Genomic DNA, 313 nt, shown 5'->3' on the forward strand with positions numbered 1-313 from the left:
CGCCTTCTAGAGCGCGCGCCGAAGACGTGTCACCGCTTTTCCTTCGAAGTCCGCAAAACCATCAAAGCGCCGCGGTCGTGCTTGACGAAGGCCGCCGGAACGCGGCGAAAGGCCCGAATGACGAACAGTTTGCAGATCGGCGACGTGAGCGTGCCCGGGCGAGTTCTGATGGCGCCGATGACCGGCGTGACCGACCTACCGTTCCGGCGGTTGGCCTCGCGGCTGGGCGCGGTCTACGTCGCGACCGAGATGGTGGCGGCGCGCGAACTGGCGCGGGCGCGGCCGGACGTGGTGCGCCGCGCCGCCGTGGGCG

Annotated in this window: 1 protein-coding gene; it reads left to right on the top strand. The window is 70.0% G+C overall.

Translation table 11 applies throughout. The annotated features are described in order from the left end of the window. Positions 1 to 117 precede the first annotated feature (117 nt). Positions 118 to 313 (top strand): tRNA-dihydrouridine synthase (locus B2U11_RS11615; protein WP_292071886.1); only part of this gene is annotated, 196 nt, incomplete at its 3' end.

Origin of the sequence: Brevundimonas sp. UBA7534, from assembly GCF_002479325.1 — a bacterium.
Taxonomy (GTDB): domain Bacteria; phylum Pseudomonadota; class Alphaproteobacteria; order Caulobacterales; family Caulobacteraceae; genus Brevundimonas.